Annotated in this window: 14 protein-coding genes and 1 pseudogene; 5 read left to right on the top strand and 10 right to left on the bottom strand. The window is 63.8% G+C overall.

Features of this window, described 5'->3' with window-relative positions; translation table 11 throughout:
* Positions 1 to 30: 30 nt before the first annotated feature.
* The 3 genes from LB556_RS06150 to LB556_RS06160 form a co-directional block, all read right to left on the bottom strand.
* Complete coding sequence (locus LB556_RS06150; protein ID WP_224565149.1) at positions 31 to 3,525, bottom strand: indolepyruvate ferredoxin oxidoreductase family protein; 3,495 nt, start codon at positions 3,523 to 3,525, stop codon at positions 31 to 33.
* Between the two features lie 208 nt (positions 3,526 to 3,733).
* Complete coding sequence (locus LB556_RS06155; protein ID WP_224565151.1) at positions 3,734 to 4,267, bottom strand: hypothetical protein; 534 nt, start codon at positions 4,265 to 4,267, stop codon at positions 3,734 to 3,736.
* A complete protein-coding gene (locus LB556_RS06160) occupies positions 4,260 to 4,868 on the bottom strand; it encodes a CGNR zinc finger domain-containing protein (protein ID WP_224565153.1) in 609 nt (202 codons plus the stop codon). Before LB556_RS06160 ends, LB556_RS06155 begins: the two co-directional genes overlap by 8 nt.
* A gap of 154 nt (positions 4,869 to 5,022) precedes the next feature.
* Here LB556_RS06160 and LB556_RS06165 point away from each other — a divergent pair, with 154 nt between their 5' ends.
* The 4 genes from LB556_RS06165 (at position 5,023) to LB556_RS06180 (ending at position 9,508) form a co-directional block, all read left to right on the top strand.
* Positions 5,023 to 5,928 carry a branched-chain amino acid ABC transporter permease gene (locus tag LB556_RS06165; RefSeq protein ID WP_224565920.1) on the top strand — a complete coding sequence of 302 codons (906 nt, stop codon included), beginning with the start codon at positions 5,023 to 5,025 and terminating at the stop codon, positions 5,926 to 5,928.
* A gap of 181 nt (positions 5,929 to 6,109) precedes the next feature.
* A complete protein-coding gene (locus LB556_RS06170; protein WP_224565155.1) occupies positions 6,110 to 6,694 on the top strand; it encodes a TRAP transporter small permease subunit in 585 nt (194 codons plus the stop codon).
* The gene (locus LB556_RS06175; RefSeq protein WP_224565922.1) at positions 6,694 to 8,460 is read left to right on the top strand and encodes a TRAP transporter large permease subunit; all 1,767 of its coding nucleotides are present in this window, start codon (positions 6,694 to 6,696) and stop codon (positions 8,458 to 8,460) included. The genes LB556_RS06170 and LB556_RS06175 overlap by 1 nt, the downstream gene beginning before the upstream one ends.
* Positions 8,461 to 8,479: 19 nt before the next feature.
* Entirely contained in the window at positions 8,480 to 9,508 is a 1,029-nt protein-coding gene (locus LB556_RS06180) for a zinc-dependent alcohol dehydrogenase family protein (RefSeq protein WP_224565157.1), read from the top strand.
* 89 nt (positions 9,509 to 9,597) lie between these two features.
* Here the strand turns inward: LB556_RS06180 and LB556_RS06185 are convergent, their stop codons facing one another.
* Entirely contained in the window at positions 9,598 to 9,807 is a 210-nt protein-coding gene (locus tag LB556_RS06185) for a YegP family protein (RefSeq protein WP_224565159.1), read from the bottom strand.
* A 516-nt stretch (positions 9,808 to 10,323) separates the two neighbouring features.
* Positions 10,324 to 11,433: a TRAP transporter substrate-binding protein gene (locus tag LB556_RS06190; protein ID WP_224565161.1), complete on the bottom strand. Its 1,110-nt coding sequence runs from the start codon at positions 11,431 to 11,433 to the stop codon at positions 10,324 to 10,326.
* A gap of 260 nt (positions 11,434 to 11,693) precedes the next feature.
* On the opposite strand from LB556_RS06190, the gene LB556_RS06195 reads away from it, so the two are divergent.
* Complete coding sequence (locus LB556_RS06195) at positions 11,694 to 12,467, top strand: gamma-glutamyl-gamma-aminobutyrate hydrolase family protein (RefSeq protein WP_224565163.1); 774 nt, start codon at positions 11,694 to 11,696, stop codon at positions 12,465 to 12,467.
* Positions 12,468 to 12,677: 210 nt separating this feature from the next.
* On the opposite strand, the pseudogene LB556_RS31995 reads toward LB556_RS06195, so the two are convergent.
* The 5 genes and pseudogenes from LB556_RS31995 to LB556_RS06220 all read right to left on the bottom strand — a co-directional run.
* Positions 12,678 to 12,944 (bottom strand): annotated as a pseudogene (locus tag LB556_RS31995) (autotransporter domain-containing protein); the annotation flags it as partial.
* A complete protein-coding gene (locus LB556_RS06205; RefSeq protein ID WP_224565165.1) occupies positions 12,857 to 13,840 on the bottom strand; it encodes a 2-hydroxyacid dehydrogenase in 984 nt (327 codons plus the stop codon). The pseudogene LB556_RS31995 and the gene LB556_RS06205, both read right to left, overlap by 88 nt.
* On the bottom strand, positions 13,837 to 14,859 hold the full coding sequence (locus tag LB556_RS06210) for a LacI family DNA-binding transcriptional regulator (RefSeq protein WP_224565924.1): 1,023 nt from the start codon (positions 14,857 to 14,859) through the stop codon (positions 13,837 to 13,839). The genes LB556_RS06205 and LB556_RS06210 overlap by 4 nt, the downstream gene beginning before the upstream one ends.
* A gap of 80 nt (positions 14,860 to 14,939) precedes the next feature.
* Positions 14,940 to 15,824 carry a DMT family transporter gene (locus LB556_RS06215; protein WP_224565167.1) on the bottom strand — a complete coding sequence of 295 codons (885 nt, stop codon included), beginning with the start codon at positions 15,822 to 15,824 and terminating at the stop codon, positions 14,940 to 14,942.
* 196 nt (positions 15,825 to 16,020) lie between these two features.
* Complete coding sequence (locus LB556_RS06220; RefSeq protein ID WP_224565169.1) at positions 16,021 to 16,428, bottom strand: DUF2000 family protein; 408 nt, start codon at positions 16,426 to 16,428, stop codon at positions 16,021 to 16,023.
* Positions 16,429 to 16,451 lie beyond the last annotated feature (23 nt).

A 16,451-nucleotide genomic window follows, 5' to 3' on the forward strand; every position in this document is an offset into this window, starting at 1 on the left:
GGGGAAATTCTTGTTCAGGTAAACGACGCGTCACTCGGCGGCCTGGAGTTCAGGCCTTGCCGGCGCCGTCGCAAAACGTTCGAGCAACCTGCGGCGCTCGCCCGCCGCCTTTTCGGCGCTGGCCTGCCGGACATGGCCATAGCCGCGGATCAGCGCCGGGACCGAGACCAGGGCAACCGCGGCCTCGACCTTGCCCGGAGCCAGCGCGCTGGCCACGAGTTGTAGATCGGCATCGTACTGCGTCAGCAACTGCCGCTCCATGCGCCGCTCGGCGGTGTAGCCGAACAGGTCGAAAGCAGTGCCGCGCAGGCCCTTCATCGCCGCCAGCAGCCGAAACCCCTTCATCATCCAAGGGCCGAAGCTCGATTTCCTGAGCTTGCCGTCATTGCCGCGGCGCCCCATGATCGGCGGCGCGAGATGGAATTCGAGTTTCTCGTAGCTCTGGAACTGCTTGCCTAGCTCGGCGGCGAAGGAGCCATCGGTGTAGAGCCGCGCCACCTCGTATTCGTCCTTGATCGCCATCAGCTTGAACAGGTTCTTGGCCGCAGCTTCCATGACTGCAGTCGAGCCGGGTACGGCCCTTGTCTCGGCGGCACGCAAAACGGCCAGTTTGTCAGCGTAGCGCCGGCCATAGGCGGCGTTCTGATAGGCGGTCAGGAAAGCGACGCGGCGGGCGATGACATCGTCCAGCGTCTCAGCGACCGGCGCAGCCTGTCCGGCCTTGCCGGCGGAGGTTGGGCCTGGCTGTGTGATGAGGCCACGCACGAAATCCGGCTGATGCGCGGCGCGGCGGCCCCAGCGGAAAGCGGCGATGTTCATCGCCACTGCTTCGCCGTTCAATTCAATAGCCTTTTCAACAGCTTCGGCCGAAAGCGGCAGACCACCATGCTGGAAGGCAAAGCCGAGCATGAACATGTTGGCGCCGAGCGAATTGCCGAACAGTGCGGTGGCGGTGCGGGTGGCGTCGAAGAAATGCGCCTTGTCGTCACCGGCGGCGGACCGGATTGCCTTCTTCAGGCGCTCGACCGGCAGCGAGAAATCGGCCGACCGGGCGAATTCGCCGGGCATGATCTCGGCGGTGTTGGCGAGGAAGATCGTATGGCCCTCGCGCACCGCGGTCAGCACCTTCTTGGCGCCCGAGACGACCAGATCGCAACCGAGCACGAGGTCGGCCTTCCCCGCCGAAACGCGGATGGCATTGATGTCTTCCGGTGTGCGGGCGATGCGCACATGGGTGAACACCGAACCGCCCTTCTGGGCGAGGCCGGCCATGTCGATCATGCCGCAGCCCTTGTTTTCCAGATGCGCCGCCATGCCGAGCACGGCGCCCACGGTGACGACGCCGGTGCCGCCGACGCCGTCGATGATCGCCGCCCAGCCCTCGACGCCGAGCGGGAATTCGGTTGGCGGCGGCACGCCTTCAAGCGGGTCGGTCCTGCCGGCCAGGCCTTCTGCCTTGCGGATCTTGGCGCCGTGCACGGTGACGAAGGACGGGCAGAAGCCGTCGACGCAGGAGAAGTCCTTGTTGCAGCTCGACTGGTCGATCTTGCGCTTGCGGCCGAACTCGGTCTCGACCGGCTGGATCGAGACGCAGTTCGATTGCACGCCGCAATCGCCGCAGCCTTCGCAGACCAGTTCGTTGATGAAGACGCGTTTGTCGGGGTCGGGAAAGGTGCCGCGTTTGCGGCGCCGGCGCTTTTCGGCCGCGCAGGTCTGGTCATAGAGCAGAACCGACATACCCTTGACGCCGCGCAGTTCGCGCTGGACGAGGTCGAGGTCGTCGCGGTGGTGGACAGTGGCGCCGGCCGGAAACTCGACCTTCCCCGCATATTTGTCGGGCTCGTCGGTGACGATGGCGATGCGGTCGACGCCCTCTGCCCGCACCTGCCTGGCGATCATGTCCACGGTCAGCCCGCCCTCATGCGGCTGGCCGCCGGTCATGGCGACGGCGTCGTTGTAGAGGATCTTGTAGGTGATGTTGGCTTCGCTCGACAGGGCGAAGCGGATCGCCAGCGTGCCGGAATGGTTGTAGGTGCCGTCGCCGAGATTCTGGAAAATGTGGTCGCGCTTGGAGAACGGCGCCTGGCCGACCCATTGCGCGCCCTCGCCGCCCATGGCGGTGAAGCCCAGCGTGTTGCGGTCCATCCACAGCGCCATGAAGTGGCAGCCGATGCCGGCGGCGGCGATCGAGCCGTCAGGGACCTTGGTCGAGGAATTGTGCGGACAACCTGAACAGAAGAAGGGCGTGCGCGAGCCGATGTCGGTGGCGTCCGCCAGCATCGCCTGGAACTGGCGCAGCTTCGCGATCCTTGCCGAAATCTCTTCGGACGGGCCGATGGTCTTCACGATCCTCTCGCCAAGGGCAATGGCGATCTCGTTGGGGTCCAGCGCTCCCTTGGCCGGGAACAGCCAGTCGCCGCGCTCGTCCTTCTTGCCGACGATCACCGGCTGCGAGGCCGTGCCATAAAGGCTTTCGCGCAGCTGTACCTCGATCAGCGAGCGTTTCTCCTCGACCACGACAATGGTGTCGAGACCGCGCGCGAACTCGGCGATGTGCCGCAGGTCGAGCGGCCAGGGGCAGCCGACCTTGAACAGCCGCACGCCGATGCGGTTGGCGCCCGCCTCGTCGAGGCCGATATCCTCCAGCGCCTGACGGACGTCGAGGTAGCTCTTGCCCAGCGTGATGATGCCGAGCTTCGGATTGCGGCCGCCCGAATAGACGATCCTGTTCAGCCCATTGGCATGGATGAAGGCGGACGCAGCGGCACGCTTGTGCTCATGCAGCCGCTCTTCCTGGCCAAGCATGTCGATCTCATGGCGGATGTTGAGGCCGCCCGGCGGCATGTCGAACTCCGGGACAACGATGTTCAGCCGTTCGAGCGAAGCATCGACCGATGCCGTCGATTCGATGTTGTCCTTGACGCATTTGATCGCCGCCCAGGTGCCGGCGAAGCGCGACATGGCAAATCCGTACAGACCATAGTCGATGATCTCCTGCACACCGGCCGGGTTGAGGATCGGCACCATGGTGTCGACGAAGAGGAATTCGGTGGCGTGCGCATTGGTCGAGGATTCGGCCATGTGGTCGTCGCCCATGAGCGCAAGGACGCCGCCATGTTTCGACGAGCCGGCGAGATTGGCGTGACGGAACACATCGCCCGAACGATCGACACCCGGCCCCTTGCCGTACCAGACCGAAAAGACGCCGTCATGGGTGCCCTCGCCCAGCAGTTCCGTCTGCTGCGAGCCCCAGCAGGCGGTGGCGGCAAGCTCTTCGTTGAGGCCGGGCTGGAAGACGATATCGGCACCAGCGAGTTGCTTTTTGGCCTTCCACAGCTGCATGTCCAGGCCGCCGAGCGGCGAGCCGCGATAGCCTGAGACGAAGCCAGCCGTGTTCAGGCCGGCGCGGCGGTCGCGCTCGCGCTGCATCAGAAGCATGCGGATGACGGCCTGCGCGCCGGAGAGGAAGATGCGCTCCTTCCCGAGATCGAACTTGTCGTCGAGCGCGACATCGTGCAGCGTCATCAGGCATTTCCTCTGCGAAGGCCGCGCGGGGACAACGGCCAACGTCGGGATCGGATGACGCATCCTTTCTTCCCTTGCAAGGCAGGTCAAACAAAATCGAAAGGACCAGCCAATGCGCAACAAACAGTCCGCAGGTCGCTGGGCCGTGCATGAAACCGAGCGCCGGGGGTGCAGTGGCGCACGAAAATTCCCGGTGAAGTCGATGCCGTCAGCCGGCTTTCGAGCAGTCCGGCTTCGGCTCGCCGGGCAGCTTGCCATCGGGATGGCCGACGAGGTCGGGATTGGCCGTATAGAGCTGGTCGATGACCAATGGCCGGTCGGGCAGGATCGACTGGTCTTCGGTCGACATCAGCGTGGTGTCGATGGTCTGCAGGACCGCACCGTCGGCGCCCTTGATGCTGATGGCAATGGCATAGGGCTTGTTCTTGACGACGCAGGTCAGCGCCGGGCTCTCCAGGCTCACCTTGTCGAGCTTCGGCCAGATCTTCTGCTCGACCACGAAGGGCTCACCGCCGGCGGGGTTCTGGAAGCTGGCAACCGCCACCTGTCCCTCGCCCATCGGCTGCAGGGGCCGCAGCGTCACCACATAGGTCGCCCGGGCGAGACGGTAGTTGAAGACGAATATCTTGCCGGAAACCTCGAACAGCTTGCCCTCGCCGCCGGTGTCGCGGCAGGCGCCGAGTGCCATCACCGCTACCAGCACCACGCCAACACCGATCGAACGGGAAAGAGTCCTAGGCATTCCTGACCTCATTGGCCGCCATGCGGCGGCGATAGTGACGGCTCGCCTTCTGCCTGTTGCCGCACACCGCCATGTCGCACCAAAGGCGGCTGGAGTTGCGGCTTCTGTCGACGAACAGCCAGGTGCAGTTGGGACAGATCCTGAGCCTCGCGACGATGTCGTCGCGCAGCAACGAAAGGGCTGAAACCGCCAGCGCCGCCTCGAAGGCGATCGGCGTCGCCGGATCGCCGAACGGCCGTCCCGGCGCCCCGATCTCGGTCCGGCCGGCGGTAAGGCCCTGAGCGCAGGCGCGCAGGAATTCGGGCAGATCCGCGGTGGCGACCGCGCCCTTCGACACCGCGCCTCGAAACAGCCGGTCGGTGGTCTCGCGGATCGACGACACGACGGGTGCGACTGCCGCCGGCGACGATACCGCCAACCGCCTGTCGCCAAGCTCGGCGGCGCGAAAACCGCTGGCCGCTTCGGCGAAGCGGGCGATTTCGGCCGGATCGTCGAAGCGGTCGAAGGTGCGCTCCGGATCGCCGCGCAGCACGACGGTGTTCGCCGTGTCGAGCGCGAGCAGGCCACCAATGAAGCGGTGTGGAGTCCAGGCAACCGTCATATCCGAAAATCTAACCGATAAATCACGTTTGACAAGTTAGATTCGGCGATGCAAACCTCGGATGCGGACGGTATCGTCGCTTGTCCGACCCGCTTCTTGCCGGCCCGCTCTTGCCGGTCCGCTGTGGGGCGAGATGCTTCTGGTGTTGTCGAGCATGCTTTACTTCTTCCAGCAGGTGCTGAACGGGCTGCATTCGGGGGCGCTCTACGCGTTGCTCGCCTTCGGCTACGTGCTGATCAACGGCATCCTGCACCGCACCAACCTTGCCTATGGGGCGCTGTTTGCCTTCTGCGGCCAGGCGATGATCCTGAGCGTCGCCTTCTGCTACCAGGTGCTGCGGCTGACACTGTTGGCTTCGGTGCTGTTCGGCGCCGTCGCGGCCTTCCTCTATGCCGCGCTCATCAGCCATGTGCTGTCGCGCAGCGTCTTCGAGCCGTTGGCTGACCGTACGCCCAATGCCATCGTGGTGACGACACTCGGCATCCTGCTTGTCCTGTCGGAAGCAAGCCGCATCGCCGCCGACACGCATGATCTGTGGCTGCCGCCAATGCTGGCGGAGCCCATCGTTTTCGCCGAAAGCTCCGGCTTCAAGGCGACGCTGACGCTGATCCAGGTGCTCGACTGCGCCCTGGTCCTGGCAGCGCTCGCGCTTGCCACCTGGGCGTTTGCCCGCTCAAACTTCGGCCGGTGCTGGCGCGCCGTATCCGACGATCCCCGGGCCGCCGCCCTGTGTGGCGTCGACGTGCGCGGCGTGTTCCGGCGTGCCGTGCTGTTCGGTGGCCTCTGCGCCGCGCTGGCCGGGGTCATGGCCAGCCTCTATTACGGCAATGTCAGCTTCGGCTCCGGCCTTGTCTACGGCTTGAAGATCCTGTTCGTGACGGCGGTCGGCGGCTATCTCTCGCCGCCACGGGCGGCGCTGGGCGCCGCCGTTTTCGGCATGGTCGAATCACTGTGGGCCGGCTATTTCCCTGTCGAATGGCGCGATGCCTGGATGTATCTGTTGCTGGTGGCGATGCTGATCCTGATCGGCGCCGGCCGCGACACCGGCAAGCTCATCTGATCATCAGACTTTGGTTGCATGACGTTTCGTCAGGGACCGGCTTTTCCACCGTGCCGCAAGGGCCGGTGGCTTGCATCCTTCCTCCCCGTGTTGACCAACCGGACCACGCACTGCATACCGTTGGGCCACGCGACGCGACGAGAAAATGGGGATCGCGCGTCACCGCATCAGGGAGGAATGCATGGCAGGGCTTCTCGCTCTATCCAGGGCCATTGATCGCGCCAACGAATTCATCGGCAAGTCGGTATCCTGGTTGATCCTGCTGGCGATCCTGGTGAGCGCGGCCAATGCGGTCATCCGCAAGGTGTTCGACACCTCGTCCAATGCGTGGCTGGAGCTGCAATGGTATCTGTTCGGCGCCGCCTTCATGCTGGCCGCCGCCTACACGCTGAAGCAGAACGAGCATATCCGCATCGACATCGTCTACGGCCTGTTTCCACGCCGCGTGCAGCACTGGATCGACCTTTTCGGCCACGTCTTCTTCCTGATGCCGTTCGTGACGCTGATGGTGTTCTATTTCGTGCCCTACGTGTCGCTGTCCTTCCACAGCGGCGAGATGTCGACCAACGCCGGCGGCCTGATCGTATGGCCCGCCAAGGCCATCCTGCTGGTCGGCTTTTTCCTGCTCGCGCTGCAGGGCATTTCCGAGATCATCAAGAAGATCGCCATCATGCGCGGCGTCATGGACGATCCCAACCCGTTCATTTCCGCCCACGAACAGGCTGAACTCGAAGCCAAGGCGCTCGCCGAGGAGGTGCGCTCGTGATGGAGTTCGTCGCCCAAAACATGGCGCCGATCATGTTCGCCTCGCTGATCCTGTTCATGCTGATCGGCTATCCCGTCGCCTTTTCGCTTGCCGCCAACGGCCTGATGTTCTTCTGCATCGGCGTGTTTTTGACGCCCTATTCGGGCGGCGCGATCAATCTCGCCTGGCCGCTGCTCTATGCGTTGCCGGACAATTTCTACGGCAGCCGGGTGATGTCGAACGATACGTTGCTGGCGATCCCGTTCTTCACCTTCATGGGCATCGTGCTGGAACGATCCGGCATGGCCGAAGACCTGCTCGACACGATCGGCCAGTTGTTCGGACCGATCCGCGGCGGCCTCGCCTATGCCGTGATCTTCGTCGGTGCGCTGCTGGCGGCGACCACAGGCGTGGTGGCGGCATCCGTCATCGCCATGGGGCTGATCTCGCTGCCGATCATGCTGCGCTATGGCTATGACCGCCGGGTGGCATCGGGCGTCATCGCGGCGTCGGGCACGCTTGCCCAGATCATCCCCCCGTCGCTGGTGCTGATCGTTCTCGCCGACCAACTCGGCCGCTCGGTGGGCGACATGTATGCCGGCGCCCTGGTCCCGGGCCTGGTGCTGACGAGCCTGTACACGCTCTACATCGTGATCATGTCGATCGTCAGGCCAAAGTCGATGCCGGCCCTGCCGCTCGAGGCGCGGACGCTGGGCCATGGCGTGATGTCCTTGCTGATCGCTCTGATAGCGGCCGTGGCCATCGCTTACGCGGCTTACCGTTACCTGGTGCCAACTCACGGCGACAATGCCGACATTCTCGGCGCGGCCATCGGCGTCCTCTTCATCTACATCGTCGCGATTCTCGACCGCGGCCTGAACATCAACATGATGTCGCGGCTGGCGCAGCAGGTCGTGATCGTGCTGATCCCTCCCCTGGCGCTGATCTTCCTGGTGCTCGGCACGATCTTTCTCGGCATCGCCACCCCAACCGAGGGCGGCGCCATGGGCGCGGTCGGGGCGTTGGCAATGGCCGCCGCGAAGGGCCGGCTGTCGATGGACGTGATCAGGCAGGCGCTGGCCTCGACGACGCGGCTGTCGTCGTTCGTGCTGTTCATCCTGATCGGCGCGCGGGTGTTCTCGCTGACCTTCTACGGGGTCAACGGCCAGATCTGGGTCGAGCATCTCCTGACCTCCCTGCCGGGCGGCGAAGTCGGCTTCCTCATCGGCGTCAACTTGCTCGTCTTCTTCCTTGCCTTTTTCCTCGATTTCTTCGAACTGGCCTTCATCATCGTGCCGCTGCTGGCGCCGGCCGCCGACAAGCTCGGCATCGACCTGATCTGGTTCGGCGTGCTTCTGGGTGTCAACATGCAGACCAGCTTCATGCATCCGCCCTTCGGCTTCGCGCTGTTCTACCTGCGCTCGGTCGCCGCCCGCGTACCTTACCTCGATCGCCTGACCGGCAAGCAGATCGCGCCGGTGACAACGGGCCAGATCTATTGGGGCGCGGTGCCGTTCGTCTGCATCCAGGTGATCATGATCGGCCTGACCATCGCCTTCCCGCAAATGGTGATGCGCTACAAGGGCGCGGCGGTCGATTCCGGCACGATCGACTACACGGTGCCGGGCGTCCCCGGCATGTCGCCGCTCGGCGCACCGCAAGGCGGTGGCGCACCGGCGCCGTCCGGCACGCCCGACCTGTCGCAACCGCCGAGCTTTGGCGGTGCGCCGACGGCCAAACCGGCGGCACCGGCGCCGGACCTGTCGCAGCCGCCGAGTTTCAATTGAGGTCGAAGCGGAGGGCGCCATGAAAGCCGTGCGGCTGGAAGCGGTAGGCAGCATCGCGCTGCGCGAGGTCGCCAAGCCGGTCCCCGGTCCGGACGACCTCCTGGTGCGGATCGAGGCCTGCGGCGTCTGCGGCACCGACCGGCATCTCTTCCACGGCGAGTTTCCCTGCAGGCCGCCGGTAACGCCCGGGCACGAATTCTCCGGCATCGTCGAGGCAATCGGCACCGCCGTCTCCGGCTTTGCCGTCGGCGACCGAGTCACGGGCGATCCCAACATCGCCTGCGGGCGCTGCCCGCATTGCCATGCCGGGCAAGTCAATCTGTGTCGCAACCTCAATGCCATCGGCATCCATCGCGATGGCGGTTTTGCCGAGTATGTCGCCTTGCCTCAGAAGCAGGCTTTCATACTGCCCGCCGACTTGCCGCCAACGCACGGCGCGTTCTGCGAGCCGCTCGGCTGCTGCCTGCATGGTGTCGACCTTGCCGAGATCAAGCCAGGCAGTTCGGTGATCGTGCTTGGTGGCGGCGTCATCGGACTGCTTACCGTGCAACTGGCCAGGCTGGCCGGGGCCACGACCATCATCCTGTCGACGAGGCAAGCCTCGCGGCGCGCGCTTGCCAGGGAATTTGGCGCGACAGCAACGGTCGATCCCACCGCCGCCGATGTGATCGATGCCATCGCCGGGCCGGCGGGCCTGATGCCTGACGGCGCCGATGTCGTGTTCGAATGCGCTGGTGTGCGCGAGACCGTCGAGCAGTCGATGCGGTTGGCAAGGGCCGGCGGCGCCGTCGTCATCGTCGGCGTGACGCCGCAAGGCATGAGGGCGGAATTCGAGCCCTTCGACCTCCTGTTCCGGGAACTGAAGGTGCTGGGCTCGTTTCTCAATCCCTATACGCATCGCCGCGCCGCCGAACTTATCGCGTCGGGCTCGATCGAGATCGACCGGCTGATTTCCAGGCAGGTGCCACTCGAAGAGGCCGCGACGGTGATCGCCAACCCGCCCGCACCAAGCGAAGTGAAAGTGCTGGTGGTGCCTAGTCGAGGCTGATTCACAACACGTTCAAAGGCAGTGGCGGTGAGAGCTTTCAATTAGGAAAGTCCGCCACACTGTGGCGGACTCCCATGCTTATCAGAACATCACGCGGCGTGCCTGAGACTCTCAGGGAACCACACTGCGCTGTTGTAAGAAGCTTTCATGATGTCGATGCTGCGTTCGCAATCGACGCGCTTGACGTAGCCTTCGCTGCTTACGGCGATGGTTTTGCCGTTCACTGCTTCGTACGTCCAACGCCACTCACCACGATTGTCCTTGTACATCCAGTACGAGGGGTAGGTACGGTCCGCCATTGGCGTTTACTCCGTTCTGAAAGAACGTCGAGCTTGACCACAGCGTGTTTTTTTGATTCAACACGACTTGCAAGTACTCTTGTGTCCCGCGCTCGACGAACAATCTTTTGCGGGTCCAGACCTCTGAAACCGTCGCGGCTGGCTGGCTTAGCGGCGGTTTCTTCGTTCTGGCGTCATCTCTTGAATAGCTGACCGGCTCTTGGAGTCAAGGCGCACTAAAGCCGACCGTTAACCTATCGGTTCGGCCGGAAAATTTCCAAGTACTATCAAGTCGTTAGACGATTCCTCCCAATTCTGAACCGCAGCATTGCCGAGCTCCAGAACGTTCCCACACTATGCTGATTCGAAAAGAACGCAAATATTGCGACGCACTCGATTCTTAGTGCGCCGCAATATAGGTCTGCAATATTGCCATAATTACTTATTCGAGAGAGGCCTCGCACTCCCCCTCTTTGGTAACTGTAGGACTATAGTCCTACAGTTACCAAAGACTGGTCAACCGCATTTAACTCGACACTAGAGCTTGCCGTTGCGCTGCTGGACCATCATGAAGGTATCGTAGTTGTATTCGGCCACCTGCGCCCAGAGATAGTGCTCCTTGCGGAAGCCCTTGATCGATTCCCAGATCTTCTTGAAGGGCGCGTTGGTGGCCTCCATCTCGGCATAGACCTCGTTGGCCTTCTCGAAGCACGCGGCCATGATGTCCTGGCTGAACGGACGCAGTTTCGCGCCGCCCGCAACCAACCGCTTCACCGCCGGAGGGTTCACATAATCGTATTTCTGCAGCATGTCGGCGTCGGCGGCCTGGGCGCACGTGCGCAGCAGCGACTTGTAGGTCGGTGAAAGCTCTTCATATTTGGCTTTGTTGAACATCAGATGGACGGTCGGGCCGCCTTCCCACCAGCCGGGATAGTAGTAATAGGGCGCAACCTTGTAGAAGCCGAGCTTCTCGTCATCATAGGGACCGACCCATTCGGCGGCGTCGATGGTGCCTTTTTCCAGCGCCGGGTAGATGTCGCCGCCAGCGATCTGCTGCGGCACGACGCCGAGCTTCTGCACCACCTTGCCGGCAAAGCCACCAATGCGCATCTTGAGGCCGGAGAGGTCGGCGACGGTGTTGATCTCCTTGCGGAACCAGCCACCCATCTGCACGCCGGTGTTGCCACCCGGCAGGCCGAACAGACCTTGCGTGGCGAGGAACTCGTTGAACAGATCGATGCCGCCGCCATGGTAGTGCCAGGCATTCATGCCGCGCGCGTTGAGCGAGAACGGAACCGCGGCACCCAGCGCCCAGGTCGGGTCCTTGCCCCAGTAATAATATGCCACCGTGTGACAGGCCTCGACCGTGCCGGCCGTGGTGGCGTCGGCGGCCTGCAGGCCGGGAACGAGCTCGCCGGCGGCAAAGACCTGGATCTGAAAATTGCCGTCGGTGGCTTCAGACAGCATCTTGGAGAACACTTCGGCGCCACCATAGATGGTGTCGAGCGACTTCGGGAAGGACGACGCCAGCCGCCATGTTACCTTGGGGTTGGACTGGGCTATTGCCGGCGCTGCGAGCGTAGCCGCCGCCGCGGCCGCGCCGACGCCGGTGACGCCTGCCTTGCGGATGAATGAACGACGATCCATGAAGTCCTCCCTTTTGGATCAACAGACCGACTCTCGGGAGATCCTCGCTCCCGCATCGGTTCGCTCGAAACAATACACGGGCAAGGAGTCGAGTCCAGCACGGCGGCCGGATTTGGTGGCGAAGCCATGCGGCCCTGCAACTATAGTCTAACAGCCAGTTTCGTGGCCCATGCGACACGCTGAAACTTGGCTGGAAAAATGCCCGGGGATCGCCTATTTTGAAGGCAAGACACCCTTGCCAGATGGAAAACAGACCCAAAATGCAGCAGCCGCTCGTCGCCATATCGACCGACGTCCGTCAGTTCGACAACTACACCTGGCATGCCGCCCCGCAACAATATCTGGAAGCAGCGATCCTGGGTGCCGGCGTTTTCCCGCTGCTCGTACCCTCTTTCGGCGACCGGCTCGACTTCGACGAACTCCTGTCGTCGGTCGACGGCGTCATGCTAACCGGCTCGAAATCCAACGTCGACCCTTCTCTCTACGGCGGCGATGCGAGCGAAGCCAATGGTCCCTATGACACGGCGCGCGACTCCACGACGCTGCCGCTGATCCGCAAGGCGATCGAACGCGGCGTGCCGCTGCTTGCCATCTGCCGTGGCATCCAGGAGCTGAACGTGGCGCTTGGCGGTACGCTGGGCGCCGAGATCCAGGAGCGCGAGGGGTCGCTCGATCACCGTGCGGCGGTGAGCGACAAACAGGATGAGCGCTTCGCCATTCACCAGACCATTTCGATCAAGCCGGGCAGTTGCCTGGCTGGCGTGTTCGGCGCCGGCGACATCAAGGTCAATTCCTTGCATCGCCAGGCGATCGACCGGCTGGGGTCGAAGCTCGAGGTCGAGGCTGTCGCCGCCGACGGCACTATTGAGGCAGTTTCGGTCAAGGGCGCGCGGGCCTTTGCCGTCGGCGTGCAATGGCATCCCGAATACTGGGTCAAGTCGGACGGCAATTCCGCCAAGATCTTCCGTGCCTTCGGCGATGCCGTGCGCCTGCACGCGGCGGCGAAGGCCGGCGCGCGCGCCGCGGCGGAGTAGGATTTGAGCTGCCAGTTCACCCTGAACCCGACATTGCCGCCATAAGCCTGGATGCGCTTGCCGAACTTGCCGTCGAAGGTGGCGAACATCGAGGTATTGTTGCTCCAATTCATCTTCAGGCCAGCGTCGATGGCAAACCTCGGTGGCTGCGGCGCCTTGGATGACGAGGGGATAGCCGGGCGCCGCCTGGAACTCCGGCTTGACCGAGCGGACCGGCTCGAACTCATGCATCCAGGCCGCGCGGCCCCAGGCTTGCAGCGACTGACCGTTGCCGACGTCCATCGTCGTGTCGAGTTGCAGGCCGAGCGAGACCGGCAGCGATAGGATGGCGCGGCTGTCGAAGCCGAGGCCAAGCGCGCCCCCACCGTCGCCTGCTGCAGCTTGTGTTGTCAGGTCCTGGCCTTCACATGCGCCGTCTCCGGCACTGGTGTCAGCGGCCGGCGGTCGGTGAACCACGCCACCAGATTGTCGACGCACAGATCGGCCATGGCGCGTCGTGTGTGCTCCGAGGCCGAGCCGACATGCGGCAACAAAGAAGTGTTTGGCAAGTCGAGCAACGCGCTCGGAACATTTGGTTCGTCGGCGAAGACGTCGAGCCCGGCAGCGGCGATGGTGCCGTCGGCAAGAGCCGCCGCAAGGGCCGCCTCGTCGACCGTGCTGCCGCGGCCGATGTTGACGAAGACGCCGTTGGCGCCGAGCGCCGACAGGATCCCGGCATTGACCGCTTTCTGCGTCGATGCTCCGCCGGGCGCCACCGAAATCAGCGTATCGACCGCTTCGGCAAGGCCCTTCAGCGTCGGATGGTACTGGTAGGCAAGACCTTCGACACGATGACGGTTGTGATAGGCGACCGGCAGTCCGAACGCCTCCAGCCGCCGGGCAATGGCCTGCCCGATGCGGCCCATGCCGAAAATGCCGACACGGCGCGCGCGCAAGGTCAGCCGGCTCAGCGGGTAATTGCCCCTGCGCACCCAACTGCCGTCGCGCAGCCAGGTCTCGGCGCGCGGCAGGTCACGGACCGTGTTGATGAGCAGCCCGATCGCGGTGTCCGCGACCTCCTCGGTCAGCACGTCCGGCGTGTTGGTGACCATGATATTCTTGGCGGCCGCATGGCCGACATCGACCGAATCATAGCCGACACCGAAGGAGGCGATGATTTCGAGATTGGGCAATGCGTCCATCATCGCCGCGTCAACGCCGGCAAAGGAGGCTATGCCACGCACGGTGCGGCGCATCTCCCCGGTGACCAATGCCGGATCGGCCCGCTCGATGCCGACGCGCCTGAACGTGCGGTCAATGCGCCCGACGGCATGGTCGCTGAAGTCCGCCGGCACCAGAATGGCGACAGCTTGCAACTGTTCGGACTTGGTCATGCACGCTCCACCGGCTTGCCGGTCGACTGGCGCACATGCAGCTCCGGCTTGATCAATTCCTGCGAGGGCCGCACCATCTGGCCATTGAGCTTGTCGAGCAGTGCGCTGGCGGCGCGGCGGCCGACCTCGCGCTGGCCGTTCCAGACGGTGGTCAGCGCCGGTGTGGCGATCGCCGCCTCCTCGAGATCGTCATAGCCGGTGACGGAGATGTCGATGCCGGGCACGAGGCCGGCACGCGCGATGCCGTTCATCAGGCCGATGGCGACGAGGTCGTTCCAGCAGCAGGCGGCGGTCGGCTTGTCCTTCAGCGCCAGGAACTGTCCGGCGGCCTCGAAACCGGCCTGCTTGGTACGCGGCCCGGCGATGCGCCAGGACGGCCTGACTTCAAGCCCGGCCGCCTCCATGGCGTTGACATAGCCCTGGTAACGGTCGCGGCCGGTCGAGGTCTGGTCGGTGCCGCCGATCATGGCGATGCGCTTGTGGCCAAGCGAGATCAGGTGATTTGTGGCGAGGCCGGTGCCATAGGCATCATCGCCGCGAAACACCGGCACGTCGGCGCCCTCGACGGTGCGCGCGATCAGCACGGCCGGCAGGCCGTTCTCCTCGGCCATCACGATATCGGACGCGGGCGTGCCGATGGCCGGCGACATGATGACACCGTCGGCGCCGAGTTGCAGCAGCGTATCGATGAAGGTGCGCTGCTTTTCGAGCTGATCATAGTGGTTGGACAGGATGAAGGTCTGCCGGCTGCGGTCGAGTTCGCTCTCGATCGAGCGCAGGATCTCGGCGAAGAATGGGTTCATGATGTCGTGCACGACAACGCCGACGATGCCGGAGCGTGAGGTGCGCAGACTGGCGGCGCGGCGGTTGTAGATATAGCCGATGGCGCGTGCATGTTCCTTGATGCGATCGCGGGTGCCGCCGGCGACGAGCGGACTGTCGCGCAGCGCCAGCGAAACCGTGGCCGTGGATACGCCGAGCGCATCCGCGATCGTCGAAAGCTTGATCTTTTGTGCCAGTGACCCGCGCTCCCCGACCGGCCTGAAATCCCAGACCTAAACTGTTTAAAGGCGGCGTTATGCCACCGATCGGGGCTAAATCAAAGTTTTTTTGCCAGCGCTTCCGCTTCCACATCGGAGGCCGCGCGGCTCTGCAGCCGAAGCCGGTGTTCGCGATGGACGATGTAGAGGCCGCTGGCGACAATGATGCCGGCGCCGACCAGCGTCCAGCGGTCGGGGAACTGCTTGAAGACGATCCAGCCGGAAATGATCATCCAGACCATCTGCGAATAGGGATAGGGCGCCAATGCCGTGGTCGTTGCCCGCCGATAGGCCTGGACCAGCAGCCAGTGGCCGACGCCGCCGAACACACCCAGCACAAGCAGGACGAACCAGTGCCAGCCATCGTGCGGCAACGAGAAGGAAAACGGCAGCATGGGTAAAAGCAGCACCGCCGGCGCCAGCGCCGAGAACAGTATCAGGCTTTCCGGCGTCTCGGTCGCCGACATGCGGCGGGTCATGATGACGTAGAAGCAGTTCGACAGCATCGAGCCGAGCGCGAAGAGATGTCCGATGCCGAAAACGCCGACACCTGGCCTCGTGATGATCAACACCCCGGCGAAAGCGGCAAGGATCGCCAGCCAGCGCCGCCAGCCGGCCCATTCGCCAAGCAGCGGGCCGGCAAGGGCGGTGATGACCATCGGCCCGAAGAAATAGATCGACGTCGTCTCGGCCAGTTGCAGGGAGCGTAGCGCCAGGACATTGAAAATGGTCGAGCCGAACAGGAAGGCACCGCGCATCACATGCGCCGGCAGGTTGACCGGCCGAAACCGCGCCGGCTCGCGCCAGCCACGCAACAGCGCCCCAACCAGCACGACATGCACGGCAAAGCGCACCCAAGCCACGATCAGGACGGAGACGCCGGCCAGGACGAGATATTTGCTGCTGGTGTCGAGGAAGGTGAAGAAGACGTACGTCGTCAGCATGCACAGGATCGCCACCGGCGGCGTCGCGCTTTCGACATATCTTTGGGAAGGATTCACGTGCAGGCCGGGGAAAAAGCTGGGCTGGAGCCCACCTTTGCGGGAATTGTCGCTTGCCGGCAAGCCAATTGTCGCCTGCGGCAGCGGCTGAGCTCGCTGGTACAACAACAGTTGCAGTCAGGCTTAGTCTCTGGGCGCGCTATGCATGCATGCGGGCGCCCTTGGTGATCTTGTCGACGACTTTCTTCTCGGCGCGCAACGCGATGCCGACCACCTTGGCATCGTCGGGTGCGAATTCCGCGAAGACGGCGCGATTGGCGGCGTCGAAGCCAGTGGAAAACATCTCCTCGACATAGAGCGAGGTGGTTGCGCCGCGCTCCAGCGCGCGCCGGTGAATCGTGCTGAGCGTCGCCTGGTCGGCCGAGAGCACGATGACCGGCTGGACCGACAGGGGGTTGTAGACATTGCCGGCGCGGTCGCGATAGGGCTCGCCGATGATGTCCGGAAATTGCGCGACGATGCCGCTGGTCAGGAAAGCGGTGACGTTGAGTTTCTGCCAGACGGGCAGATCTTCCCGCAGTACGATTGCAAATTTCGTATCGAACATGAGAAAATGCGCCATTAGAGGTT

This window comes from Mesorhizobium sp. ES1-4 (genome assembly GCF_020164745.1).
GTDB lineage: Bacteria > Pseudomonadota > Alphaproteobacteria > Rhizobiales > Rhizobiaceae > Mesorhizobium.